Source organism: Pseudomonas sp. F8002 (genome assembly GCF_013385495.1).
GTDB lineage: Bacteria > Pseudomonadota > Gammaproteobacteria > Pseudomonadales > Pseudomonadaceae > Aquipseudomonas.
On the sequence record NZ_JACAPW010000017.1, the window covers coordinates 136019 to 154590 of the forward strand.

Sequence of the window (18572 nt, forward strand, 5' to 3'; positions counted from 1 at the left end):
CGGCAGGGCATGCGGCGCTTTCGAGCGCTGCCCCGAGCACCAGCCGCTGCCTTGCAGCGGCTTTTGTATTTTCTGAAATAACGAAGTGGAGAGCCGCATGGTTCCCGTAATCGCCCTGGTGGGCCGACCGAACGTCGGCAAGTCCACCTTGTTCAACCGCCTGACCAGGACTCGCGACGCCATCGTCGGCGACTTGTCCGGTCTGACCCGTGATCGCCAATACGGTGAGGCAAAGTGGCAAGGGCGCTCCTACATTATTGTCGACACCGGTGGTATCTCCGGTGACGAGCATGGCATGGACGAAAAGATGGCCGAGCAGTCGCTGCTGGCCATTGAAGAAGCTGATGTCGTGTTGTTCCTGGTGGACGCCCGCGCGGGCTACACCGCTGCAGACCAGATGATTGGCGAGCACCTGCGCAAGCGCAACAAGCGTTCCTACGTGGTGGCCAACAAGATCGACAATATCGATCCTGAAATGGCCCGCGCCGAGTTCAGCCCGATGGGCCTGGGCGATGCGATCCCGATCGCCGGTGCCCACGGTCGCGGCATCACCCAGATGCTGGAAATCGCCCTGCGCGACTTCCCGCGTGATGACGTGGATGAAGTCGAAGGCGAAGAAGAAATCGTTGCCGAAGGCGAGGAAGCCAAGCGCATTCCTGGCCCAAGCGAAAAAGACGGTATCAAGATCGCGATCATCGGCCGTCCGAACGTCGGCAAGTCGACCCTGGTCAACCGCATGCTCGGTGAAGACCGGGTAATCGTCTATGACGAGCCGGGCACCACCCGCGACAGCATCTACATCCCGTTCGAGCGTAACGACGAGAAGTACACGCTGATCGACACTGCCGGTGTGCGCAAGCGCGGCAAGATCCACGAAGAAGTTGAAAAGTTCTCCGTGGTGAAAACCCTGCAGGCGATCAAAGACGCCAACGTGGTGATCTTCGTCATGGACGCCCGCGAAGGCGTGGTAGACCACGACCTGAACTTGCTGGGCTTTGCCCTGGAAGCCGGTCGTGCCCTGGTGATCGCGATCAACAAGTGGGACGGCATGACGCCGAGCGAGCGCGACTACGTCAAGGTCGAGCTGCAGCGTCGTCTGTTCTTCGTCGAGTTTGCCGATATCCACTTTATCTCGGCACTGCACGGTACCGGCGTGGGTAACCTCTACGCCTCGGTGCAGAACTCGTTCAAGTCCGCGGTCACCCGCTGGCCAACCAACCGCCTGACCCAGATTCTTGAAGATGCGGTCAGCGAGCACGCGCCGCCGATGGTCAACAACCGTCGGATCAAGCTGCGCTACGCTCACTTGGGTGGTGCCAACCCGCCGATTATCGTGATTCACGGTAACCAGCTGGAGAAGGTGCCGAAGTCCTACGTGCGTTACCTGGAAAATACCTACCGCCGTGTCTTGAAACTGGTCGGTACGCCGATTCGTATCGAGTTCAAGGGTGGCGAGAACCCGTACGAAGGTAACAAGAACAGCCTCACCGACCGCCAGGTAAACAAAAAGCGCCGGATGATGACGCACCACAAGAAGGCCGACAAAAAGCGCCGCGACAAGCGCTGATCCTGATCGGTTGAAAAAGGGCTCTTTCGGAGCCCTTTTTTGTGCCTGGCGGTTGACCCTTCGCGGCATGCAGCTTAAAACTTGGGGCTCACCGCAAGGGGCGCACCGATGATCACCAGTAAGCTGCCGAATGTCGGCACCACCATCTTCACCACCATGTCGCAACTCGCTGCCGAAACCGGTGCGCTCAACCTGTCCCAGGGCTTTCCCGACTTTAACGGGCCCCAGGAGTTGCTCGATGGAGTGGGCAGACACATTGCCCTGGGCCATAACCAATACGCCCCCATGACCGGCCTGCCGGTACTGCGCCAGCAAGTGGCGGCCAAGATCGCCCGCAGCTATGGCGCAACGGTGAATGCCGACAGCGAAGTGACCATCACCCCAGGCGCCACTGAAGCGATCTTCTGTGCGATCCAGGCGGTGATCCGCAGCGGTGATGAAGTCATCGTGTTCGATCCGGCCTACGACAGCTACGAGCCTTCTGTGGAACTGGCAGGCGGTCGCTGCGTGCACGTGCAACTGGGTCTGGATGATTTCGCCCTGGACTTCGAGCAACTGCGCGCTGCGCTGTCGCCGCGCACCCGCATGATCATCCTCAACAGCCCGCATAACCCCACCGGTGCCCTGATCAGCCGTGCCGAGCTGGACCAGTTGGCCGAGTTGATCCGCGACCGCGACATCTACCTGGTCAGCGACGAGGTCTACGAGCACCTGGTGTTCGACGGTGTGCCCCACGTCAGCGTGCTGGCTCACGAAGAGCTGTATCAGCGTGCGTTTGTGGTCAGTTCGTTCGGCAAGACCTACCACGTCACCGGCTGGAAAACCGGCTACGTGGTCGCGCCGCCAGCCCTCAGCGCCGAGCTGCGCAAGGTGCATCAATATGTCAACTTTTGCGGCGTGACCCCGTTGCAGTACGCTTTGGCAGACTTCATGGCCGAACACCCGGAACACGTCGAGGAGCTGCCGGCTTTTTATCAAGCCAAGCGCGACCTGTTCTGCGACCTGCTGGAACCGTCGCGTTTCAGCTTTACCCGGGTGGCCGGTACCTACTTTCAATTGGTGGATTACTCACAGATTCGCCCGGACCTGGATGACGTCGCCATGTCGCTGTGGATGACCCGCGAACACGGCGTTGCGACCATCCCGGTCTCGGTGTTCTACCGGAACCCACCGCAAGGCCAGCGCCTGGTGCGACTGTGCTTTGCCAAACGCGAGGAGACGCTGCGTCAAGCAGCCGAGAAACTATGCGTGATCTGAGTGCACTGCCCAACCTGAACATCGCCCTGGTGCAAACCACCCTGGCCTGGCACGACCGCCAGGCCAACCTGGAGCATTTTGAACTGCTGCTGGAACAGGCCAAGGGTGCCGACCTGATCGTGCTACCGGAGATGTTCACCACCGGTTTCTCGATGGAATCGGACACCCTCGCCGAGCCTGAAAACGGCCCCACCCATCAATGGCTGCAGGCCCAGGCGAAGAAGTACAACGCGGTGATCACCGGCAGCGTGATCATCCAGGCCGCCGATGGCAGCCACCGCAACCGCCTGCTGTGGGCGCGACCGGATGGTGAGGTGTTGCACTACGACAAGCGTCACCTGTTCCGTATGGCCGGTGAACACGACCACTACACCCCCGGCGAGCGCCAGGTGCAGTTCGAACTCAAGGGGTGGCGGATTCGTCCGTTGATCTGCTACGACCTGCGATTCCCGGTGTGGAGTCGTGACGCCCAGGACACTGACTTGCTGCTGTACACCGCCAACTGGCCGGGCGCACGTCGCCAGCACTGGAACCGTCTGCTGCCGGCACGGGCCATTGAAAACCTGTGCTACGTGGCGGCGGTGAATCGGGTGGGCACGGACGGCAAGGGCTTTGCCTACACCGGCGACAGCCAGGTCGTGGATTTCCAGGGCGAAAGCCTGCTGAGCGCAGGGGAGGCGGACGGCGTGTTCCAGGTGTGCCTGGATGCAGCGGAATTGGCGGAGTATCGCACACGCTTCCCGGCGAACCTGGATGCGGACAGCTTCGAGTTCGTATAAATCGTTCCCACGCTCTGCGTGGGCACGCCTCTTGTGACGCTCCGCGTCACGCTTCGGGACGCGGAGCGTCCGAGCTGCATTCCCACGCGGAGCGTGGGAACGATCATAAAAAAGGCCCCTGGATTCTCATCCCGGGGCCTTTCGCATTTCAGCGGTCAGTGCTTACGCCGCTTTCGCTTCCAGCTGGCTCAACGAGCGGTTCAGCGCGCTGAACACCGCCTTGAAGCTCGCCGTGGTGATGTTTTCATCAATGCCCACGCCATGCACCGGACGCTCACCGTTCACTCGCAGCTCGATGTAGGCCGCCGCCTTGGCATTGGTGCCGGCGCCAATCGCGTGTTCGTTGTAATCCATGATCTCCACACCAATCGGCAGCCCGGCCACCAGCGCTTCCAGGGCGCCGTTGCCCTTGCCGTGCCAGCGCAGGTTGGTTTCGCCCTGGCCTTTGCCGGAGACTTCAACTTCCACCGAGCTGTTGCCGTTCTCTTCCTGCAAGCGATGGCTGACCAGTGCGTAAGGAATGTTGGCTTGCAGGTATTCACGCTGCAACAAGCTGTAGATCTGCGCGGCCGTCATCTCCAGGCCCACTCGGTCGGTTTCGGCCTGTACCACCTGGCTGAACTCGATCTGCATGCGGCGCGGCAAGCTGATGCCGTATTCCTGCTCCAGCAGGTAGGCGATGCCGCCTTTGCCCGACTGGCTGTTGACGCGGATCACCGCCTCGTAGCTGCGGCCGATGTCGGCCGGGTCGATCGGCAAGTACGGCACTTCCCACAAGGCGTCGTCTTTCTGCTGGGTGAAGCCCTTGCGGATCGCGTCCTGATGGGAGCCGGAGAAGGCGGTGTGAACCAGGTCGCCGACGTACGGGTGACGCGGGTGCACCGGGATCTGGTTGCACTCTTCGACTACCTTGCGGATGCCGTCGATGTCGGAGAAGTCCAGCTGAGGGTCGAGGCCCTGGGTGTACATGTTCAAGGCCACGGTGACCAGGTCGACGTTACCGGTACGCTCGCCGTTGCCGAACAGGCAGCCTTCGACACGGTCGGCGCCGGCCATCAGGCCCAACTCGGTGGCGGCTACGCCGGTGCCACGGTCGTTGTGGGTGTGCAGGCTGATGATCACGCTGTCGCGACGGTTGATATGACGACCGAACCACTCGATCTGGTCGGCATAGATGTTCGGGGTGGCGCACTCGACGGTGGCTGGCAGGTTGAGGATCACCTTGTGCTCAGGCGTCGGGTTCCAGACCTCGATCACCGCGTCACAGACTTCCTTGGCGAACTCAAGCTCAGTGGCGCTGAACGTCTCTGGCGAGTATTCGAAGGTCCACTGGGTTTCCGGCTGCTGGGCGGCGTATTTGACGAACAGCTTGGCCGCGTTGACCGCGATCGCCTTGATGCCATCCTTGTCCTGGTTGAACACGATGCGGCGGAACGACGGCGAGGTGGCGTTGTACAAGTGAACGATGGCTTTCTTCGCCCCGCGCAGGGATTCGAAGGTGCGTGCGATCAAGTCTTCACGGCCCTGGGTCAGCACCTGGATGGTGGTGTCCGCGGGGATGTGATTGTCTTCGATCAGGGTGCGCACGAAGTCGAAATCGGTTTGCGACGCAGCCGGGAAGGAGGCTTCGATTTCCTTCACACCGACGGCCACCAGGGTCTTCCAGAAACGCAGCTTTTTCACCGCGTCCATCGGTTCGATCAGCGACTGGTTGCCGTCGCGCAGGTCGGAACTGCACCAGATCGGCGCGGTGGTGATGGTTTTCGAAGGCCAGGTGCGGTCCGGGATATCAATGGTCGGGAACGCGCGGTACTTCGAAGACGGGTCTTTGAGCATGCTCATCGGGAAATCCTTTGTCTAGGGGCCGAGAAAAGGCGGCCTGCCGTAAAACTGTTATTGGGGATAAAGCAGAAGACGAGGCAGATCGATTCAGCCTGGCAGTCGTGCGCTGACTAGGCACAGGCTGCGGTGCTGGCGGAGCTGAATGAGGGTGTGAGAGGTTTTCATAGGTCCAACCCTAACCGCCGGGGTGAAAGATGGCAAGCAGTCGGAAAAAATTGAGAGAAGTTCTGCTATTGCTGAGGAAAACGAGATTTTATGGTTGAGAATTGTGCGCGAGGTTGTTTTGTTTGCGCACCCGTTGCCGGGTGCGCAATTGAGCGTCAGGGCTGAAACGCGCCGATAAAGATCGCCGGATCCACCCGTGCGTCGTTCAGGCTGATGTTCCAATGCATATGCGGCCCGGTCGCCCGGCCGGTGGAACCGACCTTGCCCACCACCGCACCACGAGCCAGTTGCTGGCCCACGCTCACATCAATCTTCGACATATGGCAAAACATGCTGATAAAGCCCTGGCCATGGTCGACAAACACGGTGTTGCCGTTGAAGAAGTAGTTGCCGGTCAGGATCACCTTGCCCGCTGCCGGGGTCTTGATCGGCGTGCCGGCGCCCACGGCAAAGTCCAGGCCGGAGTGCGGATTCCGCTCCTCGCCATTGAAGAAACGTCGTACTCCGAACTTGCTCGACAGCGGCCCGTTCACCGGCTTGTCCAGCAGCAGGTTGCTCGGCGTGTTCGGGCTGAAACTGCGATACGCCTTGAGCTGGACCGCCAGCTCGCCTTCGATGCGCTTGAGTTGCGCCGGGTCCGGGTTCACCTGGCTCTTGTTCTTCAGGGTGATGTGCTGCTCGGGGTATTTCTTGAAGCCCACGACAAACGGCAGGTTCTGGCTGCCGCTGGTGATGCGTTGGGTGCCAGGCTTGACCGTCAGCGGGATGCCCACAATCGCCAGCCAGTTGTTTTGCTCCTTCACCACCAGCACTGGGCGGTTCATGTAGGTGGCTTTGGGCGCCGTGGCCGAAGTGCCGAGGTCGACCACCGCCACGCCACCGGGCACCGGCTTGTTCAGCAGGCGGGTGATGTAGCTGTCGGCATGGGCGTTAAAGGTCAGGCACAGCAGCATCAACAAACTTAAAAAGCGTGGCATCAATCAGTCCAGTAACGAGAGGGTGACGGGCGTCAGGTGGTTGTCTTCCACCCGTACCTGCAATTGGCCTTCACCGAGGCGCGCGGTCAGGCGCTGGCCGGTGTGGGTTTGCGCGGCGTTGCGAATCGCCTGGCCGCGTTCGTCGAGCAAGATGCTGTAGCCGCGTCCAAGCGTCGCCAGCGGGCTGACCACGTGCAGCGTCTGCACCTGGCTTTGCAGTTGCAGACGACGGGCCTTGAGGCCTTCGCGCATGGCGCGGGGCAGGCGTTCGGCAAGGCTGTCCAGGCGTTGGCGCAACAGCGCCAGTTGGCGGCCGGGGTGTTGGCCGGCGAGGCGGGTTTCCAGGCGGATCAAACGCTCGCGACGGGTGTTGAGGCTGCGCTCGAAGGCACGCCGCAGGCGCATGTCCAGGTCATCCAGGCGCTGGGCCTGTTGGCGCAGGCGCTCGCCCGGGTGACGCAGGCGACGAGCCATGCCTTCCAGGCGCAGGCGGTCGTGAGTCAGGCGGTTGCGCATCAGCATCACCAGGCGGCGGTGCAGGTTCTCTACCTGGCGAGTCAGGTGGCTGGAGTCCGGCGCCAACAGCTCGGCAGCGGCGGAAGGCGTTGGGGCGCGTACGTCGGCGACAAAGTCGCTGATCGACACATCGGTCTCATGGCCAACGGCGCTGACGATGGGCGTTACGCAGGCATCCACCGCACGCGCCACGGCTTCTTCGTTGAAGCACCAGAGGTCTTCCAGCGACCCGCCGCCACGGGCCAGGATCAACGCGTCGAAGCCGCGTGCATCGGCCAGCTTCAGCGCGCGGACGATCTGCGCCACGGCTTCACGACCTTGTACGGCTGTCGGGATCAACGTCAGTTCCACGTTGGGTGCCCGGCGGCGGAACACGCTGATGATGTCGCGAATCACCGCGCCGGTGGGCGAGCTGATAATCCCGATGCGCCTTGGGTGGGCGGGCAGCGGCACCTTGCGCTCGGCACTGAACAGGCCTTCGGCGCTGAGTTTTTCCTTCAGCGCGTCGAAGGCCAGGCGCAGTGCGCCGTCACCGGCCGGCTCCACCGTGTCGAGAATCAGCTGATAGTCGCCACGGCCCTCAAACAGCGAGACCTTGCCCCGCACCTTCACCGCCAGGCCGTCTTTCAACGCCTGGCGCACCCGTGCGGCGTTCTGCCGGAACAGCGCACAACGCACCTGGGCGCCACTGTCCTTGAGGGTGAAATACACGTGGCCGGAGGCCGGGCGGGCGAGGTTGGAGATCTCGCCTTCGACCCAGATATTGGTGAACACGTCTTCCAGCAACACCCGCGCGCGGCCGTTGAGCTGGCTGACAGTCAGGACTTCGCGGTCCAGGCCCAGACGGGCAAAGGGATCTTTAATCATGGGCGGCAGTTTATAGGCATTCGTGCAGGGTTTGACAGAACTGCTCCACCAGCGCGCTCGGCGTTTGCTGGCAGGCGAGGGCGACGGTGCTTTGGCAATCGGGATCGGCCAGGGGTAAAAAATGAATGTTGGCCGGCGCAATGTCCTGCATCGACTCCGGCAGCAAGGCGATCCCGAATCCGGCCTGGATCAGCTGTAGCTGCGTGGTCTTGCGCGACATCACCCGCGCCGCCTTGGGGAAAAATCCTGCACGCATGCACAACTCGGCTGACAGGTAACTCAGCCCTCCGCGCTGGGGGTGAGGGATCGAGATAAACGCTTCGTTCTTCAGTTGCGCCAAATCGATACCGGATGTGTGCCCGGCCAACCGGTGGTTCGGCGGCACGGCCAGCAACAGTCGCTCGCTATATAAAGGCACGATGCGCACGCCTTCGCGCTGGCGCAACACCGGTAAGCGCAACAGCCCGACCTCCAGTCGGCCGTCGGCGATTTCTTCCAACTGGGCTTCGGAGGACAGTTTGGCGATGTCCATCGATACGCCCGGGCATCGTTCCAGCCAGGCACCGATGCCGCGCAGCAGGCGGCCACTCATCGGCACCGTGCTCGAATGGCTCATCCGCAGCGTGCCGAGCTGTCCATTGCCCACTTGCGTCGCCATCTCACTGGCCTTGAGCAGTTCGCCCAGCAGGTTGCGTGCCCGCGGATAAAAAGCCTCGCCCGCAGCCGTCAGCCGTGGCTGGCGCGCAGTGCGTTCAAACAGCGGCGTTTGCAGCAGGTTTTCCAGCTCCTTGATCTGCCGGCTCAGTGCCGATTGCGCCACAAACAGCCGCTCGGCCGCTGCGCTGAAGCTGCCGCTCTCGGCGATTTCGACGAAGTAACGCAATTGCCGGGTTGAAATCACAAGTCATGCCTTTTCGAGATGAGTGATGGGCTTTGAAGATATTAGTCGCAACGCTTGCCAATGGCTAAAGTGATGGCCATCTCTAATAAGGAATACGTCATGAGTCCGGTCGAGTTGTTGAGTCATTGGTCGTTTGGCGGTGTGGACTGGCTGGTGATAGGCGTGGCGATTGCCCTGGCGTATATCGTGTTCGGCATTGCAGGCTTTGGTACCGCATTGGTGGCGGGGCCGATCCTGATTCTGTTCATGCCGCTGTCGAAGATCATCCCCTTGCTGGTGCTGCTGGATTTTGTCGCGGCCTTCGGCAACCTTCTGCAATCGCGCCGGGATGTGGTGAAACCGGAGTTGTTCAGGCTACTGCCGTGCATGGCGATTGGCTGCACCCTTGGGGTGATCTTCCTGCTCAACCTGCACTCTGATTTATTGCTGCTGTTGATGGGGCTGTTTATCAGCGCCTATGCGATCTACAGCCTGGCGGTGAAGGCCAAGCCCACGCAGATGGCAGCCGGCTGGGCGATTCCCATGGGGGTTGTCGGCGGGCTGTTTGGCGCGTTGTTTGGCAGTGGTGGCTTTCTGTATGCGATCTACCTCAATAGCCGATTGCCCAAGGATGGCGCGCGGGCGACCCAGAGTGCGTTGATCAGTTGCAGCACGGTGGTGCGCCTGAGCCTGTTTCTGATCGCGGGCGTGTATGCCGAGCTACCCTTGTTGATGTTGGCGGTGTGCCTGTTGCCGGCCATGGCGCTCGGGCTGTGGGCGGGGCGGCGGTTGACCCTGCGCATGTCCCGCGAGGCGTTTGTGCGGTTGGTGACCTGGCTGGTGCTGGCCAGTGGCATTGCCTTGATTGCCCGTTACTTGAGTACTTGACCTGATTGTTTCAGGGATTAAGCTGCCAGCCTTCAGGGCCTCTTCGCGAGCAAGCCCGCTCCCACATTTGGAACGCATTCCCCCTGTGGGAGCGGGCTTGCTCGCGAAGGCGCCAGTAGCCACGCCGCAGGACTCCCATGAATTCCCAAAGCATCCTTGTCCCGAAAATCTCCACGCTACCCGTCCACGAACCCCGCGCCCGGGCGATCGTGCGCTGGCTGGTGCGCAAGAACATCGTCAAGGAAGAACTCACCACCTGCGGGCGCACCGGCAACCGCATGGGCTATGCCCTGGCCGACGGTGCCCGCGCCGTGGTGCTGCACCCCGACGCGCTGCCGTTCAACGAGCCGATCAACGGCCTGGAGATCATCTACAAGCGCTGCATCTACACCCCGGCCAAAGGCTTCCTGGAAGAGGCCGGCTGTCCCGAGTGCCTCAAGGAAGTCGGCGAAGCCCTGTTCGAAAGCCTGGAAGACTGGATGCCCGGCCACACCGACAACTTCACCTGCCCGCTGTGTGGGCATGAGGACGACATCAACGGTTTCCTGTTCCTGCAGGAATGCGGCTTTTCCAACCTGGGATTCATCTTCAATAACTGGGCGGAGGCGGGGTTCAAGCAGAGTTTTATCGACGAATTTGCCGACTGGCTGGACCAGAAGATGAGTTGGGTCAAAGTCGAACTTTAATCCGATGTGAGCGTTCCCACGCAGAGCGTGGGAACGCTCAGTGCTGCAAAAATCATCCATCTATCAGTATTACCAAGTTTGTCAGAGTTTTACATTGAACCCGAGGGGGTGTCTGACTATAATGGCGCGCTTCCATTTTCCCGCTCGGGAGCCCCCGCGATGCTGCGTATCAGCCAAGAAGCTCTGACATTCGACGACATTCTCCTAGTGCCCGGTTATTCCGAGGTGCTTCCTAACGAAGTCAGTCTCAAGACCCGCCTAACCCGTGGCATCGAGCTGAATATTCCTCTGGTTTCCGCTGCCATGGACACCGTCACTGAAGCCCGTTTGGCAATCGCCATGGCTCAGGAAGGCGGCATCGGCATCATCCACAAGAACATGACCATCGAGCAGCAAGCTGCCGAAGTTCGCAAGGTCAAGCGTTACGAAGCCGGTGTGGTCAAGGACCCGATCACCATCGAGGCCGATGCCACCGTTCGTGACCTGTTCGACCTGACCCGCCTGCACAACATCTCCGGCGTTCCGGTGCTGCACGATGGCGACCTGGTCGGCATCGTCACTTCCCGTGACGTGCGTTTCGAGAACCGTCTTGAAGTCACCGTCCGTGAAGTGATGACGCCTAAAGAGCGCCTCGTTACTGTCAAGGAAGGCGCCGACAAGAACGATGTGCGCGAGCTGCTGCACAAGCACCGCATCGAACGCGTACTGATCGTCGACGACAAATTCGCCCTCAAGGGCATGATGACCGTCAACGACATCGAAAAAGCCAAGGCTTACCCGCTGGCCAGCAAGGACGATCAAGGTCGTCTGCGCGTAGGCGCTGCGGTCGGTACCGGCAAAGACACCGGTGACCGTGTAGCGGCCCTGGTGGCTGCCGGTGTTGACGTGGTGGTGGTCGACACTGCCCACGGTCACTCCAAAGGCGTGATCGACCGCGTTCGGTGGGTCAAACAGAATTTCCCTGACGTGCAAGTGATCGGCGGCAACATTGCCACCGGCGCTGCCGCCAAGGCCCTGGCCGAAGCCGGTGCTGATGCGGTCAAGGTCGGTATCGGCCCTGGCTCGATCTGCACTACCCGTATCGTGGCAGGTGTAGGCGTGCCGCAAATCAGCGCCATCGCCAACGTCGCCGCGGCCCTTGAAGGCACTGGCGTACCGTTGATCGCCGACGGCGGCATCCGTTTCTCCGGTGACCTGTCCAAGGCCATCGTCGCCGGTGCTTCCTGCGTGATGATGGGCTCGATGTTCGCCGGTACTGAAGAAGCGCCGGGCGAGATCGAACTGTTCCAGGGTCGTTCGTACAAGGCTTACCGCGGCATGGGTTCTCTGGGCGCCATGTCCCAGGCTCAAGGCTCTTCCGACCGCTACTTCCAGGACTCCTCCGCGGGCGCCGAGAAGCTGGTACCGGAAGGCATTGAAGGGCGTGTTCCTTACAAGGGCACCCTGAGCGCCATCATCCATCAACTGATGGGCGGCCTGCGTTCCTCGATGGGCTACACCGGCAGCGCCGACATCGAAGAAATGCGCACCAAGCCTGAGTTCGTGCGGATCACCGGTGCCGGCATGGCCGAGTCCCACGTCCACGACGTACAGATCACCAAGGAAGCGCCAAACTACCGCGTAGGTTGATGCTTCCAGCAAATAGTTAAGTAACCGGGGCTGTCTTATTCAGCCCCGAGTTGTTTCTGATTCATTAGACGAGACTGATCTCATGGCCCTCGACATTCACGCCCACCGCATCCTGATCCTCGACTTCGGTTCCCAGTACACTCAGCTGATCGCCCGCCGCGTGCGTGAAATCGGCGTGTACTGCGAACTGCATCCGTTCGACATGGACGACGAAGCGATTCGCGAATTCGCTCCAAAAGGCGTCATTCTCGCCGGCGGCCCCGAGTCCGTGCACGAAGCCAACAGCCCGCGTTGCCCGCAGGCGGTGTTTGACCTGGGCGTGCCGGTCTTCGGTATCTGCTACGGCATGCAGACCATGGCCGAGCAACTGGGCGGCAAGGTTGAAGGTTCCGAGCTGCGTGAATTCGGTTACGCCCGTGTCGACGTGGTCGGCAAGAGCCGCCTGCTGGACGGCATCGAAGACCACATCGACGCCGACGGCCTGTTTGGCCTCGACGTATGGATGAGCCACGGTGACAAGGTCACCCGGATGCCGGAAGACTTCCACATCCTGGCCAGCACCCCGAGCTGCCCGATTGCCGGCATGTTCAACGACGACCGCGGCTACTACGGCGTGCAGTTCCACCCGGAAGTGACCCACACCAAGCAAGGCGGTCGCATCCTGTCGCGCTTTATCCTCGACATCTGCCAGTGCGAAGCCCTGTGGACCCCGTCGAAGATCGCTGAAGACGCCATCGCCAACGTACGTGCCCAGGTCGGCACCGACAACGTCCTGCTGGGCCTGTCCGGCGGCGTTGACTCCTCCGTGGTTGCGGCGCTGCTGCACAAGGCCATCGGCGACCAACTGACCTGCGTCTTCGTCGACAACGGCCTGCTGCGCTTGCACGAAGGCGAGCAAGTGATGGCCATGTTCGCCGAGAACATGGGCGTCAAGGTGATCCGCGCCAACGCTGAAGATCAGTTCCTGAACAACCTGGCCGGCGAGTCCGACCCGGAGAAGAAGCGCAAGATCATCGGTCGCACCTTCATCGACGTATTCGATGCCCAGTCCAACAAACTGGACAACATCAAGTACCTCGCCCAGGGCACCATCTACCCGGACGTGATCGAGTCGGCCGGCGCCAAGAGCGGCAAGGCCCACGTGATCAAGTCCCACCACAACGTGGGCGGCCTGCCTGAGGAAATGAACCTCAAGCTGGTCGAACCACTGCGCGAACTGTTCAAGGACGAAGTCCGCCGTCTGGGCCTGGAATTGGGCCTGCCGTACGACATGGTCTACCGCCACCCATTCCCGGGCCCGGGCCTGGGCGTGCGGATCCTCGGTGAAGTGAAGAAGGAATACGCCGACCTGCTGCGTCGCGCCGACCACATCTTCATCGAAGAACTGCGCAAGGCCGACTGGTACCACAAGGTCAGCCAGGCATTCGTGGTGTTCCAGCCGGTGAAATCGGTTGGCGTGGTCGGCGATGGCCGTCGTTACGCCTGGGTTGTGGCCCTGCGTGCGGTGGAAACCATCGACTTCATGACCGCCCGTTGGGCACACCTGCCGTACGAACTGCTGGAGACGGTCAGCGGCCGTATCATCAATGAGATCGAAGGTATTTCGCGTGTGACTTATGACGTGTCGAGCAAGCCGCCGGCGACCATTGAGTGGGAATGATGGGACGTCCGGCATTGCCCGGCACTATCTAGCAATAAATGCCCTGGAGCCCGCGTAATTGCGGGCTTTTTGGTTTTTTTGTCTGGCACTATTTGGCAATTCTTAGCATCGCCAAGCACCCCCTATCCGTGGCATGGTAGCTGGTATTATCTAAGCCTGATGCCATGCCGATGCCCCGATACCATGTGTAGCGTTCCCGCGAGCCCATGGTATCTAAAATTCACAAAATATTGATTTATAACGAATTATTTGTGAATTTTTGTGGGTTTTTAGAGCATGGTATTTTGAACGAGAAAAGGCAGGGACCATGCTTACCGATACCAAGCTACGTAACCTCAAACCTAGGGAAAAACTCTACAAGGTGAACGACCGTGACGGCCTCTATGTAGCCGTTACAGCCGCTGGAGCCATCTCGTTTCGCTACAATTACTCGATTCACGGCAGGCAAGAAACCATCACCTTCGGCCGATACGGTAGTGGCGGGATTACCCTTGCGGAGGGGCGTGAGCGGCTGAACGAGGCCAAGAAAATGGTCGCGGCTGGGAAGTCGCCTGCGAAGGAAAAAGCTCGGGACAAGGCACGTGTTAAGGACGCGGAGACGTTTGATGCGTGGGCTGAAAAGTGGCTGCGCGGCTATCAGATGGCTGATTCTACCCGCGATATGCGGCGCTCCATCTACGAGCGTGAGTTGAAGCCGAAATTCGGCAATCAGAAGCTTGTGGAGATTACTCACGAGGACTTGCGAGCGCTGACAGATGCCATTGTTGAGCGAGGTGCACCGGCAACGGCGGTGCACGTTCGCGAGGTGGTGATGCAGGTCTATCGTTGGGCCATTGAGCGCGGGAACAAGGTCGAGAATCCAGCAGACTTGGTACGTCCTTCCAGCATCGCCAAATTCGAGCCGCGCGACCGGGCGTTGAGCTTTGAAGAGATCGGCTTGATGTACCAGTACATGGAGCGCATTGGCACCGCATCGTCAGTCCGTGCTGCCGCTAAGCTGTTGTTGCTCACAATGGTGCGTAAGAGCGAGCTGACCAACGCGACCTGGAGCGAGATCAATTTCACCGAGGCGCTTTGGACCGTTCCCAAAGAACGGATGAAACGCCGAAATCCTCACCTCGTTTTTCTATCTAAGCAGGCGTTAGACATTTTCATTGCACTAAAGACGTTTGCTGGTGGATCGGACTACGTGTTGCCGTCACGGTACGACTCGGACTTGCCAATGAGTGCCGCTACGATTAACCAAGTGTTGACGCTGACATACCGGCTTGCGCAGAAAGAAGGGAAGGCGCTGACCAAGTTTGGGCCGCACGACCTCAGAAGAACAGCCAGCACGCTGCTGCATGAGGCGGGCTACAACACTGATTGGATTGAGAAGTGTCTTGCGCACGAGCAGAAAGGCGTGCGGGCTATCTACAACAAGGCTGAATACCGTGAGCAGCGCACGGCGATGCTACAGGATTGGGCGGATATGATTGATGAATGGACGCTCAAACAGCCACGGCAGAGCGCCGGAGGCTAATTAGAGCATGATTGTCTTCAGCGTGTCGCCTGCTTCTGCGCTCGCCGCTTGACAGCGGCGGAAACTGCTTGGCGTGATACGCCAAGCTGGCGCGCTATTTCAGCTTGACTCATGGTGCCCTGAGTTAACAGATCATCCATCATACTGGTGGGAGACTTGAGTGCCTGGAGCAGTCGATAGGCTTCTCTCCTGACATATGCGTGGGCTTCAATGTCCCACTCAGGGAGAGTGCCGGCTTCCTGCGACCAGATTTTGTCAATCAACTCGTCATACTCTAGCGCCAACCTTCTGTCACGTTGATATGCGCGGCGAGCTTCATCGCTTCGCCTTGGGTTGTGTGCTTCGCAGTAGAGTTTGCTGGGCTTCGCTGCGCCTTCGGGCTGACCCGGTAGTTTAGTGGGCCGGAGCAACTCACCATGCCGTGCCCACGCGGCAATGAGTATTCGCCGCTCGACGTGCTCCCTGAAGGCTGACACCGAACGGTCACCGCGCATTTCCACCATGTCACAGTAGGCCATCAACATGCGGGCGGGCTCGTACCGGCCGAACTCACCTTTCCATGCCTGCTCGTAGCGCTCCACCAAGGCGTCGGCTTTTTTCTGAGCTGCCGCACGAATGGCATCCGTTAGCGGCGCGACTTTGACATTTCCTCGTTTTAGGCGCTTGAAGACCTTTTGAGCCCCCACGCTGATCGAGTATTCGGTGGATCGCCAGCATAGTTCGCAGAAGCCCCAGTCATAGACGTTGCTGAGCTTGGCGCGGATGCGATCAGACGATGTATCACTTTCCCTAACCAGGCGTTCTAGAAACGGATCGAATGTGCTCGGCGCTTTCTCACGTTTTTTCATCGTCCGATGATAGCTCTTCGTGACAACTAAATTCTAACTTTTTTGCACCCTGACTCTGGCGCTGGAGGGCATTGTCAAGCATCTGACGACTTTGAAGGAAAGCGACCTTATGGAGATCAAGCCAAAGAGCAAGACACTCATCAACCGCAAGAAATTGCACGCGATGATCCCGCTGGCTGAACGCACGATCTACAACATGGAACAGCGGGGGGAGTTCCCGCGCCGCATCGCACTAACCAGCCGAAACGTCGCGTGGGATCTGACTGAGATCGAGGAATGGATCGACGCGCGCAAGTCGTCGGGTATACATGCTGCCCGCCCCGGAATAGGGGCCTGAATCGTGGCGATTGATGTGTGGGCAGCATGCCAGGGGAAACCGCTTGTGCTGGATTTCATGCGGCCATCTGCGGGCAGCTCTGGACGAGAATGCAGGGCGCACAGTCGCTCAGCAAGTTGGCATGGGGTTTGGCCATCCATATGACTAGCAGAAACAATGGTCCCCAGTCGATGAGGGCTGTAATAGGCCGCGAGCGCATTGAGGCCGTAGCGCGTCCTGGCGAGACATACGAGCAAGTCGCCGACCGCTTGCAGCGCGAAGGGAACGAGGAAAGCCGTCTAGTAGCAGCGCCTAAGCTACAACCCGCTACCCGCGTGCGCAAACCATCCAAGGGGGATGAGCAGCAGGATTTCTTCATCCCGACGGTGTATGACGTGGGCATCCGCGATAGCCGCAACATCATGGATGTGGCCGTATTCCGACTGTCCAAGAAGGAGAGGCGTGCGGGCGAGGTCATCACCTATGAGTTGCGGGACGGCAACGTGAAGGTGTCTGCCGGTCCAGCCGGTATGGCTTCGGTGTGGGATTACGACCTTGTGCTGATGGCTGTGTCGCATTTGACCGAAGCAATGAACCGCTATCGAGATGGTAGGGGCGAAAAGCCGGGCCGGGTTTTCCGGCCGCACGTTGGTGACGTCCTCAAATTCCTGCGTCGTGCTTATGGCGGCAAGCAGAAAGACGATCTTGTAGAGACGTGCCTACGGCTGAATACCACGCATGTAGCGGTCCGGCGTACCGAAAAGGGCAAGAATGGCCGAACCATCACCGTGAATGAAGGTGAGCCGCTGATTAGCCGATACAAGGTCATTGAGAACAGCTCAGGCAAGCCAGAATTCATTGAGATCGAGGTGGCGCAGTGGATGTATCAGGAGATCACGGGCGGCAAAAACCCCGACGTGCTGGCCCTCCACCCTGACTTCTTCCTGATCGGTACCGGCATTGGCCGGTTCGTGTATCGTCTTGCGCGCAGAGCAGCGGGCAAGACAGAGGCCAGATGGTCATTCCAGACCATCTACGAGCGCAGCGGCTCGGCGGGAACGTTCAAAGAATTCTGCCGCATCTTACGCGGCATCGTCGAGGCTAACGACTTGCCGGAATATACCTTGACGATGGAGGCCGGGCAGAGCGGGCCGCTGCTCGCAATGGCACATCGGCGCCGCATGGTCGACGGAGCGGCCGGTGTGTAATGTACGGGTGCCAATGCGCGGCACGCGCTTAGCCTGTGGATAGTCCGTACATTACCCACCAACCTCCGTACTTTACCCACCCAAAACCGTACATTACCCACCAAAAGCCGTACATTGCACACTGGACAAATTTACAACCCATTGAAAATAAAAAGAAATTTTAATTATTTTTTTCCTAAATCTTTTAAAGCTTAATTAAAACTCTAAAACCGCTGAGGGTGCCAACTGGGCAACCGAAGCAGGGGCACCCTTGCGGGGGTTCCCCCACCGCTTCGCGGCGGCTTCCCCTTCCGCATGAAAATGCGTTCGGTACGCTCACAGAGTTGTCTATGCGCTGGCCAGCCGGCGTGTCGTACAGATTCGCTACCGGGGATTGTGGTTTATGGGCCGCGCGACAAACGCGATTGCTGGCCATGAACGAACCTCGTTCATCCATGTTAGATATCTAACAAGGGAGGCTGCGCAGTGCCCTGCCGGTGTACTGGCCAATACACCCTCAGAAAAAACCTGCGCGCCCATGTTTTCCAGCAGCGCACAAGGCCACCGTGTTGATCTCAAAAAAGGGACACCAAAGGGAAGGGGGGCGGCCGGGTTGGCAAACGCACAGACTTGCCCACCAGTTTGCATTCGACCTGACCAGCCATTTGCGCCAGATTTGACCTCCACGCTTCGTGGCCATGACCGGCAGAGAACGACCCATAGCAGTCATTCCCGCCAGGCACAGCTCGGCCTGAAGCGGCGTACAAAGCACGCATCGGGCTACCGGTTGATGAAAGTTTCGCGGATTTTATTGACACGTTGCCTACTATGCAGAGCAGCTCCGCTGCTGGCATATTGCCTCTTCGTTTTTCGCGGGGGGGGGCTTGCTGGGAAGAACGGTAAGCCAGATCTGGCTCGTTTGAGTCGTGGTCACGAAAAGTACTATCGCCTTGCAAGATTTGGGCGCGCTATAGCCAGTATGCGAT

Annotated in this window: 15 protein-coding genes; 10 read left to right on the forward strand and 5 right to left on the reverse strand. The window is 59.8% G+C overall.

Annotated features, from left to right (window positions below):
* The first annotated feature begins 97 nt into the window (after nucleotides 1–97).
* The 3 genes from der to HX811_RS15240 all read left to right on the forward strand — a co-directional run bounded on the left by der (nucleotide 98) and on the right by HX811_RS15240 (nucleotide 3603).
* Nucleotides 98–1567 carry a ribosome biogenesis GTPase Der gene (gene der / locus HX811_RS15230; protein ID WP_003209661.1) on the forward strand — a complete coding sequence of 490 codons (1470 nt, stop codon included), beginning with the start codon at nucleotides 98–100 and terminating at the stop codon, nucleotides 1565–1567.
* Between the two features lie 108 nt (nucleotides 1568–1675).
* Nucleotides 1676–2824, forward strand: a complete 1149-nt coding sequence (locus HX811_RS15235; protein ID WP_003209660.1) for a pyridoxal phosphate-dependent aminotransferase — start codon at nucleotides 1676–1678, stop codon at nucleotides 2822–2824.
* On the forward strand, nucleotides 2812–3603 hold the full coding sequence (locus tag HX811_RS15240; protein WP_177046427.1) for an amidohydrolase: 792 nt from the start codon (nucleotides 2812–2814) through the stop codon (nucleotides 3601–3603). The genes HX811_RS15235 and HX811_RS15240 overlap by 13 nt, the downstream gene beginning before the upstream one ends.
* 162 nt (nucleotides 3604–3765) lie before the next feature.
* On the opposite strand, the gene leuA is transcribed toward HX811_RS15240, so the two are convergent.
* The 4 genes from leuA to HX811_RS15260 form a co-directional block, all read right to left on the reverse strand.
* A complete protein-coding gene (leuA, locus tag HX811_RS15245; RefSeq protein WP_102605673.1) occupies nucleotides 3766–5445 on the reverse strand; it encodes a 2-isopropylmalate synthase in 1680 nt (559 codons plus the stop codon).
* Between the two features lie 320 nt (nucleotides 5446–5765).
* Entirely contained in the window at nucleotides 5766–6587 is an 822-nt protein-coding gene (locus tag HX811_RS15250) for a peptidoglycan DD-metalloendopeptidase family protein (protein WP_008438272.1), read from the reverse strand.
* A 3-nt stretch (nucleotides 6588–6590) separates the two neighbouring features.
* Nucleotides 6591–7970, reverse strand: a complete 1380-nt coding sequence (xseA, locus tag HX811_RS15255; RefSeq protein WP_003209653.1) for an exodeoxyribonuclease VII large subunit — start codon at nucleotides 7968–7970, stop codon at nucleotides 6591–6593.
* 10 nt (nucleotides 7971–7980) lie between these two features.
* Nucleotides 7981–8871 carry a LysR family transcriptional regulator gene (locus tag HX811_RS15260; RefSeq protein ID WP_003209651.1) on the reverse strand — a complete coding sequence of 297 codons (891 nt, stop codon included), beginning with the start codon at nucleotides 8869–8871 and terminating at the stop codon, nucleotides 7981–7983.
* Nucleotides 8872–8970: 99 nt separating this feature from the next.
* Between HX811_RS15260 and HX811_RS15265 the strand changes: the two genes are divergently transcribed.
* The 5 genes from HX811_RS15265 to HX811_RS15285 all read left to right on the forward strand — a co-directional run bounded on the left by HX811_RS15265 (nucleotide 8971) and on the right by HX811_RS15285 (nucleotide 15235).
* On the forward strand, nucleotides 8971–9738 hold the full coding sequence (locus tag HX811_RS15265; protein WP_003209649.1) for a sulfite exporter TauE/SafE family protein: 768 nt from the start codon (nucleotides 8971–8973) through the stop codon (nucleotides 9736–9738).
* A 137-nt stretch (nucleotides 9739–9875) separates the two neighbouring features.
* Complete coding sequence (locus tag HX811_RS15270) at nucleotides 9876–10424, forward strand: hypothetical protein (protein WP_003209647.1); 549 nt, start codon at nucleotides 9876–9878, stop codon at nucleotides 10422–10424.
* A gap of 159 nt (nucleotides 10425–10583) precedes the next feature.
* The gene (guaB, locus tag HX811_RS15275) at nucleotides 10584–12053 is read left to right on the forward strand and encodes an IMP dehydrogenase (protein WP_003209646.1); all 1470 of its coding nucleotides are present in this window, start codon (nucleotides 10584–10586) and stop codon (nucleotides 12051–12053) included.
* A gap of 82 nt (nucleotides 12054–12135) precedes the next feature.
* Nucleotides 12136–13713, forward strand: a complete 1578-nt coding sequence (gene guaA / locus HX811_RS15280) for a glutamine-hydrolyzing GMP synthase (protein ID WP_177046428.1) — start codon at nucleotides 12136–12138, stop codon at nucleotides 13711–13713.
* 307 nt (nucleotides 13714–14020) lie between these two features.
* On the forward strand, nucleotides 14021–15235 hold the full coding sequence (locus HX811_RS15285) for a site-specific integrase (RefSeq protein WP_177046429.1): 1215 nt from the start codon (nucleotides 14021–14023) through the stop codon (nucleotides 15233–15235).
* A gap of 17 nt (nucleotides 15236–15252) precedes the next feature.
* On the opposite strand, the gene HX811_RS15290 is transcribed toward HX811_RS15285, so the two are convergent.
* Complete coding sequence (locus HX811_RS15290; RefSeq protein WP_177046430.1) at nucleotides 15253–16083, reverse strand: helix-turn-helix domain-containing protein; 831 nt, start codon at nucleotides 16081–16083, stop codon at nucleotides 15253–15255.
* 109 nt (nucleotides 16084–16192) lie between these two features.
* Between HX811_RS15290 and HX811_RS15295 the strand changes: the two genes are divergently transcribed.
* Complete coding sequence (locus HX811_RS15295) at nucleotides 16193–16420, forward strand: AlpA family transcriptional regulator (RefSeq protein ID WP_056721184.1); 228 nt, start codon at nucleotides 16193–16195, stop codon at nucleotides 16418–16420.
* 26 nt (nucleotides 16421–16446) lie between these two features.
* Nucleotides 16447–17607: a replication initiator protein A gene (locus HX811_RS15300; RefSeq protein WP_256344434.1), complete on the forward strand. Its 1161-nt coding sequence runs from the start codon at nucleotides 16447–16449 to the stop codon at nucleotides 17605–17607.
* Nucleotides 17608–18572: the final 965 nt, after the last annotated feature.